The following is an 8,954-nucleotide window of genomic DNA, read 5'->3' on the forward strand; positions in this document are numbered from 1 at the left end:
CAATAACTTGTAAAACCGCGCCGTTATGCCTAGCTTATGCGCCCCCCGCCCTGCGCTTTAAGGCCTTGCCCCCATGGTTTTGCGTTTTCGTCCCGTCGTCACTTCCCGTTTCGCCCTCGGCCTGCTGCTCAGCGGCGGTATCGGCAACAGCCTCGCGGCAGAGATCGAACTGCCGGCGGTGAAGGTCCAGGGCCAGGATGAGGCCGGTTATCGCGCCGATACCGCCTCGGTCGGTGGCTTCAGCGAAACACCGCTGCTGGACACCCCAGCCTCGATCACCGTGCTCAACGCCGCCCTGATCAAGGACCAGCAAGCGCGCCTGCTCAGTGAAGTGCTGCGCAACGACGCCTCGGTGGGCGACAGCTATGCGCCGATTGGCTACTACGAAAACTTTGTGGTGCGCGGCTTTTCGCTGAACGCGGCCAGCAGCTACAAGATCAACGGGCGCACCATCACCGGCGAGCAGAACGTCGCCCTGGAAAACAAGCAGCAGGTCGAAGTGCTCAAGGGCCTGGCGGGCCTGCAAAGCGGGATTTCCGAACCCAGCGGCGTGATCAACTACGTGACCAAGCGCCCGGAGGATGTACGTTCGGTCACGGTCTCCACCGATGATCGTGGCAGCGGCTACATCGCCACCGATGTCGGCGGTTGGTTTGGCACTGAGCAGCAATTCGGCCTGCGCGCGAACGTGGCCCACGAAGACCTCAACTCCTATGTCGAGCACGCCAATGGCCAGCGCGACTTTGTGTCCCTGGCCTTCGACTGGAACATCAGCCCCGACGCCGTGCTGCAACTCGACGCCGAGTACCAGAACAAGCAACAACGTTCGGTACCGGGTTATCAATTGCTCGGCGGCACCGAACTGCCCCACGACGCCTCGCCGAAAAAACTGCTCGGCCATCAGAGCGGTTCCAGGCAGGTCGGCATCGACTCGCTGAACCTCAACGGCAAGTTTGAATACCGCTTCAGCGACCAGTGGCAAGGCAGCGTCAGCGCGGCGCGCAGCAAGGTGGTGATCGACGACTACAGTTCGTTTGCCTGGGGCTGCTACGGCTCGACCAGTTGCACGGCCAAGGTGCCAAACACCTTCAGCCCCGAGGGCAGCTACGACGTCTACGACTACCGCAGCCCCGACGACACCCGCCGCGACGATGAAGTCCAGGCGGCCATGACCGGGCTGTTCGACACCGCAGGTATCGGCCATGAGCTGACCGTCGGCACCAGTGCGTTCCGCCGGGTGGTCGACAAGCGCAAGCCGGTCAACGAGTACATCGGCACCAGCAACATCGACGAAGACACGCCGACATTCACCCCCACCGACAAACCGCTGAATGACAGCCACCGCAACCTCGACAGCCGCCAATACGGCGTGTTCGTCACCGACCGCATCCGCTTCAACGAGCAATGGCAAACCATCCTCGGTGGTCGTGAGGTGCGCCTGGATGAAAAGGCCTTCGACGGCGAAACTGGCAATCAGACCCGCCATACCCAGCAATACGTGTTCCTGCCCCAGGCGTCGCTGATCTACAAACCGATTGAAAACGTCTCGCTCTACACCAGCTACAGCAAGGGCCTGTCCCTGGGCGGCACGGCGCCGTGGTTCGCCACCAACGCCGATGAAACCCTCGCCCCCACCACCTCCCGCCAGATCGAAGCCGGCGTGAAATACGACTGGCGCCGCATCAGCTTCGCCGCCGCCGTGTTCCAGACCCGCCAGGCCTATCAGTACGCCAAGCCCGACGCTGCCGGCGACTTCACCTATGTGCAGCAGGGCGAGCAGAAAAACACCGGCGTGGAACTCTCGGCCAACGGCTGGGCCACTGAGCGCCTGCAAATCTCCAGCAGCGTGGCAGCCATTCGCGCGCGGGTGACCGGCAGCGGCACGCCGGAATACGAAGCGCACCAGGCGATCAACGTGCCGAAGCTGCGCGCCAGTGTCTACGCGGACTATGCGTTGCCGTGGGTGAATGGGTTGGCGGTGCTGGGCGGTGTGCAATACAGCGCCAAGAAGTACGCCAACCGCAGCGGCAATGTGGAGGTGGGGGATTACGCGGTGGTCAACTTCGGCAGCCGCTACACCACCAAGGTGGACGGCTATGAAACGGTGTTTCGCCTGAGCGTCGACAACCTGTTCGACAAGCGCTACTGGCGCGACGCGGGCGAGTACATGGGCGATGACTATCTGTTCCAGGGCGCGCCTCTGACGGCGCGGCTGAGTGCGTCGGTCAACTTCTGAGGCTTACTTGGGCATCTTGCGAAAACCCACTGCCAACCGGTTCCAGCTGTTGATGGTGGCAATCGCGACGCTCAGGTCGATCTGTTCCTGGGCGCTGAACTCGGCCGCCAGTGCATTGAAATCTTCATCCGGGGCGTGGGTCTGGCTGATCAGCGTCAGGCTTTCGGCCCAGGCCAGCGCCGCACGTTCGCGTGGGGTGAAGAACGGCGTTTCACGCCAGGCCGACAGGGTGTAAAGGCGCCGCTCGGTCTCGCCGCCCTTGCGGGCATCGGCGGTGTGCATGTCGAGGCAGAAGGCACAGCCGTTGATCTGCGACACGCGCAGGCGGATCAGCTCCAGCAACGGCAACTCGATAGAGAGTTTGCCGACCGCCGCTTCCAGGGCAAGCATGGCTTTCATGGCGTCTGGGGATGCGGTGTAGAAATCGGTACGGGCTTGCATGGTGGAACTCCAGGACGGTGGGATTGGTGGCTAGGTTAGTCACCGTCGCAGCCGCGAGAAATATCCAATTGTGGAGAAGATCAGGTAGCCAATGCGTCAGCCCGGCAATGGAATCACCCGCAACGGCCGCACCGACTTATAGGAAAAACTCGAATAGATCTCCTTGACGCACGGCAGCGTCTGCAACACCTCCCGCGCAAACTCGCCAAACGACTCCAGGTCCTTGGCCACTACTTCGAGCAAAAAGTCATAGCGCCCGGACACGTTGTGACACGCCACGATTTCCGGAATCTCCAACAAGCGCTGCTCGAACGCCCGGGCGATGTCCTGGGTGTGGCTCTCCATCATGATGCTGACAAACGCCGTCACCCCATACCCCAGCGCCTTGGGCGAAAGAATCGCCTGGTAACCGCTGATCACCCCGCTCTCTTCCAAGTTACGTACGCGACGCCAGCACGGTGAGGTGGTCAGGGACACGCGGTCGGCCAGTTCGGCCACGGTGAGACGGGCATTGCCTTGCAGGGCGTTTAACAACGCCTTGTCGGTGCGGTCCAGAGTGACGGGCATGATGTGCCTCTGTTTGTTGTTTTTAGGGGTTTTTCATCCCTTAACGCGGGATTTGTCGGCAAAGTTTGCAAAATCCATCTGTGGTTATGAGCATAGCATTGTAGGAAATAAGGAGCGCCCGACATGAACAATAAACACCTTGCATTCGGCTTTTCCACCCGCGCCATCCACCACGGCTACGACCCCAAGGACCACCATGGCGCGCTCGTGCCACCGGTCTACCTCTCGGCCACCTTTGCCTTCCCGACTGCCGAATACGGCGCCGCGTGTTTTGCCGGCGAAGCCAGCGGCCACTTCTACACACGCATTTCCAACCCGACCCTGGCGCTGCTGGAGTCGCGCATGGCCACCCTGGAAAACGGCGAGGCGGCGGTAGCGTTCAGTTCCGGCATGGGCGCGATTGCCGCGACATTCTGGACCTTGCTGCGGCCAGGCGATGAAGTGATCGTCAGCCAGACCCTCTACGGCTGCACCTTCGCCCTGTTGCACCACGGCATTGGTGAGTTCGGCATCAAGGTGCGCCATGTGGACCTCACCAACCTGGCCGCCCTGCAAGCGGCGCTCAGCCCCGCCACCCGCATGATCTACTGTGAAACCCCGGCCAACCCCACCCTGCAATTGGTGGACATCGCCGCCGTGGCCGCCCTCGCCCATCAACAGCCGAATGTCACGGTCGTGATCGACAACACCTACTGCACGCCGTACCTGCAACGCCCGCTGGAACTGGGCGCGGATGTGGTGGTGCACTCGGCCACCAAATACCTCAGCGGCCACGGCGATATCACCGCCGGCATCGCCGTGAGCAACCTGGCCACGGCCCAGCGCATTCGCTTGCAAGGCCTCAAGGATCTGACCGGCGCGGTGATGTCGCCCCAGGACGCCGCGCTGCTGATGCGCGGCCTCAAGACCCTGGCCCTGCGCATGGACCGCCATTGCAGCAACGCCCAGGCGGTGGCCGAAGCCTTGCAGGCGCACCCGGCGGTGGAGTGGGTCACGTATCCGGGGCTGCGCGCTTTCGCGCAGTACGAGCTGGCAGCGCGGCAAATGAGCCAGGCGGGCGGCATGATTGCGTTCGAACTCAAGGGGGGGATCGACAGCGGTCGGCGCTTTATGAACGCCCTCAAGCTGTTCACCCGTGCGGTCAGCCTCGGGGACGCCGAATCCCTGGCCCAGCACCCGGCGAGCATGACCCACTCCACCTACACCCCCGAAGAGCGTGCGCACCATGGCATCAGCGAGGGGTTGGTGCGTTTATCGGTCGGGCTGGAGGATGTGGCCGACCTGCTGGCGGATGTGCAACAAGCGCTGGCCAAATGTGCTCGCGCCGTGCCACGCCAAACGCTGATGGCGGCGCATGCCGTGAGATAAGCGCCGTGCTCCCCTCGCGGCGGTCGGACAGTTCCGGCCGCCGTTGGCCGTGGTTAATCTGGTTTTTTTGGCAATTGGATCCCCATGCCGCCGCCAGGCTGTACTAGCATACGTCCTGCACTCGACATTCATGGACGAACTGATGAACTCACACCTGTTCCCACATATAGGCAAGGTCATCGCCAGCACCGGCAGTCGCCATTTCCCACGCATGCTGCATGACCTGATCCTCACCCAACTGGCAGTGGACGCCACCCATATCACCCAATTGCACGTGAGCCCCGACGGGCACACCCGCCGCAAGATCAGCCCGGTCTACACCGACTCGGTGGCGGCCCTGGGCGAAGCACAGCCCGCCGCACAACTGCACCTCACGCGCCGCAAAGACGACGTGCGCTATGTGCTGTCGGTGTACCGCTCGCACCAGTCCGAAAGCTTTTCGCCCCAGGAACGCAGCATGCTGCAGGACTTCTCCACCCTGCTGCTGCCCATGGTGGAAAAACACATCACCGCGATTCAACCCTGCAGCCAGGACAGCGACCCGAAGGCGCCGCAAAACCAGGGCATCGACACCCTGCGCCGGCGCATTGAAGAGCGCCTGGTGCAATCGGGCCTGACCCTGTCCAACCGCGAGCTGGAAGTGTGCGTGGGCCTGCTGGCCGGGCGCACCGCGCCAGAGTTGGCGGAGCAACTGGCGTTGAAGGTCAACACGATTGAAAGCTACCTCAAGCGGGCGGCGATCAAGTTGGGGATCAGCGGGCGGCATTCGCTGTTGCGGTGGATGTACGCCACGGACGACATCACCAGTTAAGCCTCCCGTCGCCCCGTAGCAGCTGTCGAGCGCAAGCGAGGCTGCGTTGGCGCCCCGCAGATCGCGGAGTGTCAATACGTCCGCTACGCAGCCTCGCCAAGGCTCGGCAGCTGCTACGACCCGAAGCTTGCACTTGCCGGTGAGGGTCAATCCCTCGCCAGTGCCTCGATCGGGTCCAGCCGCGCGGCGTTCCGCGCCGGCACAAAGCCAAACACAATGCCGATCAGCGTCGAACAGGCAAAGGCAGTGACGATTGAGCCGACCGAAAACACCATCTCCCATTCCTTCACAAACAGCGAAAACAGAAACCCCAGCGCGTAGGACAGTGAGATACCAATCAAACCGCCGATCAGGCACACCATCACCGCTTCCACCAGAAACTGCTGGCGAATGTCCGACTGCCGCGCGCCCACCGCCATGCGGATGCCAATCTCGCGGGTACGCTCGGTGACCGACACCAGCATGATATTCATCACCCCAATCCCCCCCACCAGCAATGAAATCACGGCAATCAACGACAACAGCAGCGCCAGGGAGCGGCTGGTTTTCTGCACCGTCTGCATGATGCTGTCGAGGTTGTTGGTGAAAAAATCCTTGGTGCCGTGGCGTTGCAGCATGAGTTTGTTGACGTTGTCTTCGACCACCTTGCTCGGCTGGCCGTCCTTGATGCGCACGGTGATGCTGTCCAGATGACGCTGGCCCAACAGGCGCCCCGCCGCTGTTTCGTAAGGCACCCACACGTTGAGCGCCTTACTGGCGGCGAACATGTTTTTGTTGTCGGCCGTCACGCCGATCACCGTGCACGGCAGGTTGCCCACCAGGATCACCTGGCCCAGCGGGTCCACGTTCGGGCCGAACAGGCGGTGGCGGGTGTTGTGGTCGATCACCACCACCTGGGCCTGGCGCCGGGCATCGCTTTCGCTGAAGGCAATACCGGCTTCGAGCTTCAGGCCCTTGACCTTGAAATAGCGGTCGCTGACACCGTTGACCTGGGCGTCCAGGTCGATATTGCCGTAGCGCAGCAACAGACTGCGGCCCACCACCGGCGTGGCGCTGTCCACGTAGTACAGCTGGTTCAGCGCGTCCACATCCGATGGCATCAGGGTTTCGATGGCCGAGGCGCGGCTGTCGCCGAAACTGGTGCCGGAAAAGATATCGATGGTGTTGCTGCCGATCGCCTGGATGTCCTTGAGCACATAGCGCTTGGCGCCTTCGCCAATCGCCGAGATCGACACCACTGAGGTGATGCCGATGACGATGCCGAGCATGGTCAGCAAGGTGCGCATGCGATGGGACACTAGCGCGACCCAGGCCATGTTGAACGCTTCCTTGAACAGCCCCAGGCTCGCCACCAGGCGCCGTGCGCCGCTGCGCCGCGGCTCTATCGGCGTCTCGGCCGGCACGTCCAGGCCACTGCTGGCGTTGGCCTTGTCACTGATGATCTCGCCGTCGCAGACCTCGACAATGCGCTGGGCATTCGCCGCCACTTTCGGGTCGTGGGTGACGATGATCACCGTGTGCCCCGCCGCGTGCAGTTCAGCGAGGATGCGCATCACCTCCTTGCCGCTGTGGGTGTCGAGAGCGCCGGTGGGTTCGTCGGCGAGGATCACTTCACCGCCGTTCATCAAGGCCCGCGCGATACTCACCCGCTGCTGCTGGCCGCCGGAGAGCTGGCTGGGCCGGTGCGTGGTGTGGCTGGCCAGGCCCAGCCGTTCGAGCAATTCCCGTGCGCGACTGTGGCGTTGGGTCTCAGGAGTGCCGGCATAGATCGCCGGCATTTCCACGTTGTGCAAGGCGCTGAGGTGCGCCAGCAAGTGGTAGCGCTGGAAGATGAACCCGAAGTAATCGCGACGCAGCTCCGCCAGTTGCTCATCGCCCAACGAGCGGGTTTCGATGCCATTGATTTTGTAGCTGCCGGCGGTGGCGTAGTCCAGGCCGCCGAGGATGTTCATCAAGGTGGACTTTCCGGACCCGGACGCACCGATAATCGCGACCATTTCCCCGGCCTGAATCATCAGGTCGATACCCTTGAGCGCAATGAATTCGCGCTCGCCGGCCATGAAACTGCGGGTGATGCCCTTGAGTTCCAACAGTGGCTGGCTCATCCGTCAGTTCCCCGCCACGGCAGGCGACGCATCGCCGATCACCACTTTATCGCCCTCGGCCAGTCCGTCCAGGATCTGCACCTTGACGTTGTTGTTGATGCCGGTCTTCACATCCCGCGACACCGCCTTGCCCTTGGCGTCCAGCACCCGCAGCGCGTAACTGCCGTCCTGGTTGCGCGCCCCGAGTGCGGCCACCGGCACCATCAACGCGGCCTCGGCGGTGTCGAGCACGATGCGCACCTGGGCGGTCATGGCGATGCGCAGGCGGTGGTCGGGGTTGGGCACATCGAACAACGCGTTGTAGAACACCGCCGTGTTCTGCTTGGGCGTGCCGGCGGTCTGGGTTTCGAGGAAGTTCTGCGGCGCCGGCTCGGTACCGCGCAGCTTGGCGTAGTAGCGTTTGTCGGCCTCACCGAGGATGGTGAAATACACCTGCTGGCCGGGGCTGATATGAATCACATCCGCCTCCGACACCTGGGCCTTGACCGTCATTGTGTCGAGGTCCGCCAACTTGAGCAGTACCGGTGCCAACTGGCTGGCGATCACCGTCTGGCCTTCCTGGGTGACGATGCCCACCACATCGCCGTCGATAGGCGCATTGATGCGGGTGTAGTCCAGGTTGATCTTGGCGGTGTCGATCTGGATATGCGCGCTTTTGATCTGCGCATCCAGGGCCAACAGGTTGGCCTGCTGTACCTGATAGCTCGATTCGGCGTCTTCGAAATCCTGGCGTGAGACCGACTCGTCATTCTGCAAGCCTTTGTAGCGCTCATACACCGACTTGGCCTGCCTGAGCTGCGCCGCCGTGGCCCGGCGCTGGGCCTGGAGGTTTTCCTCATCCACCTGGGCCTTGCGCAGGGTGTTCTGCAGGATCAGCGGGTCGATTTCCGCCAGCCACTGGCCCTTTTTGACCTTGTCGCCGACCTTGACCTTGAGCGACTTCAACTGCCCAGAGACCTGGGCGCCGACGTCGACCTGCTTGATGCCTTCGAGCAGGCCGGTGGCCAGGACGGCGTTTTCGATATCGCCGCGTTCGGCGGTTGCGGTGAGGTACAGCGGTGCATCGGCTGGGGCCTGGACGGTGTAGATGATCAGGCCGATGGCGACGGCCAGTACGGTGAATATGCCGATTTTGCGGAATTTAGAGTTTTGCATAGGTGACCATTTGATGAGGTTTGATCGGGTACATATCCGTTTCTGGGGTAACGGCGGCTGTTGGTTCCGCCCTTACGGCGGGTCACTTTGGAAAAGCCCCAAAGTAACCAAAGTGCTCTTGCCCCAACACTCGGCACCTCGCCTAGGCTCGGTGTGCCCTCACTCCGGCTTGAATCCGTGGGCCGCCGCGATGGGCCATCCTTGGCCCACCTGATGTATGGAGATCAAAATGTGGGAGGGGGCTTGCCCCCGATAACGGTGGCTCAGCCAA

At 62.5% G+C, this 8,954-nt stretch carries 7 protein-coding genes; 3 read left to right on the forward strand and 4 right to left on the reverse strand.

The window, feature by feature from the left end:
• The first annotated feature begins 73 nt into the window (after positions 1 to 73).
• Positions 74 to 2,236 carry a TonB-dependent siderophore receptor gene (locus tag NDJ82_RS12025; protein WP_250925524.1) on the forward strand — a complete coding sequence of 721 codons (2,163 nt, stop codon included), beginning with the start codon at positions 74 to 76 and terminating at the stop codon, positions 2,234 to 2,236.
• Positions 2,237 to 2,239: 3 nt separating this feature from the next.
• Here NDJ82_RS12025 and NDJ82_RS12030 read toward each other — a convergent pair whose 3' ends face one another.
• Together NDJ82_RS12030 and NDJ82_RS12035 are read right to left on the reverse strand one after the other, a co-directional pair.
• Entirely contained in the window at positions 2,240 to 2,677 is a 438-nt protein-coding gene (locus tag NDJ82_RS12030; RefSeq protein WP_099585127.1) for a carboxymuconolactone decarboxylase family protein, read from the reverse strand.
• Between the two features lie 96 nt (positions 2,678 to 2,773).
• Positions 2,774 to 3,244: an Lrp/AsnC family transcriptional regulator gene (locus NDJ82_RS12035; RefSeq protein WP_099585128.1), complete on the reverse strand. Its 471-nt coding sequence runs from the start codon at positions 3,242 to 3,244 to the stop codon at positions 2,774 to 2,776.
• Between the two features lie 123 nt (positions 3,245 to 3,367).
• Between NDJ82_RS12035 and NDJ82_RS12040 the strand changes: the two genes are divergently transcribed.
• Complete coding sequence (locus NDJ82_RS12040) at positions 3,368 to 4,612, forward strand: methionine gamma-lyase (RefSeq protein ID WP_250925525.1); 1,245 nt, start codon at positions 3,368 to 3,370, stop codon at positions 4,610 to 4,612.
• Positions 4,613 to 4,754: 142 nt separating this feature from the next.
• On the forward strand, positions 4,755 to 5,423 hold the full coding sequence (locus NDJ82_RS12045; RefSeq protein ID WP_250925526.1) for a helix-turn-helix transcriptional regulator: 669 nt from the start codon (positions 4,755 to 4,757) through the stop codon (positions 5,421 to 5,423).
• 146 nt (positions 5,424 to 5,569) lie between these two features.
• Here NDJ82_RS12045 and NDJ82_RS12050 read toward each other — a convergent pair whose 3' ends face one another.
• The gene (locus NDJ82_RS12050) at positions 5,570 to 7,528 is read right to left on the reverse strand and encodes a MacB family efflux pump subunit (RefSeq protein ID WP_250925527.1); all 1,959 of its coding nucleotides are present in this window, start codon (positions 7,526 to 7,528) and stop codon (positions 5,570 to 5,572) included.
• A 3-nt stretch (positions 7,529 to 7,531) separates the two neighbouring features.
• Entirely contained in the window at positions 7,532 to 8,683 is a 1,152-nt protein-coding gene (gene macA / locus NDJ82_RS12055; RefSeq protein ID WP_112194921.1) for a macrolide transporter subunit MacA, read from the reverse strand.
• Between the last annotated feature and the right edge of the window lie 271 nt (positions 8,684 to 8,954).

Origin of the sequence: Pseudomonas sp. SR18 (assembly GCF_023701505.1) — a bacterium.
GTDB lineage: Bacteria > Pseudomonadota > Gammaproteobacteria > Pseudomonadales > Pseudomonadaceae > Aquipseudomonas > Aquipseudomonas cyclaminis.

Bases quoted from the DNA above. Each gene is read 5' to 3' on its own strand.
- NDJ82_RS12035 (WP_099585128.1), bottom strand. From the start codon at position 3,244: ATGCCCGTCACTCTGGACCGCACCGACAAGGCGTTGTTAAACGCCCTG.
- NDJ82_RS12045 (WP_250925526.1), top strand. From the start codon at position 4,755: ATGAACTCACACCTGTTCCCACATATAGGCAAGGTCATCGCCAGCACC.
- NDJ82_RS12025 (WP_250925524.1), top strand. From the start codon at position 74: ATGGTTTTGCGTTTTCGTCCCGTCGTCACTTCCCGTTTCGCCCTCGGC.
- NDJ82_RS12030 (WP_099585127.1), bottom strand. From the start codon at position 2,677: ATGCAAGCCCGTACCGATTTCTACACCGCATCCCCAGACGCCATGAAA.
- NDJ82_RS12040 (WP_250925525.1), top strand. From the start codon at position 3,368: ATGAACAATAAACACCTTGCATTCGGCTTTTCCACCCGCGCCATCCAC.
- NDJ82_RS12050 (WP_250925527.1), bottom strand. From the start codon at position 7,528: ATGAGCCAGCCACTGTTGGAACTCAAGGGCATCACCCGCAGTTTCATG.
- macA (WP_112194921.1), bottom strand. From the start codon at position 8,683: ATGCAAAACTCTAAATTCCGCAAAATCGGCATATTCACCGTACTGGCC.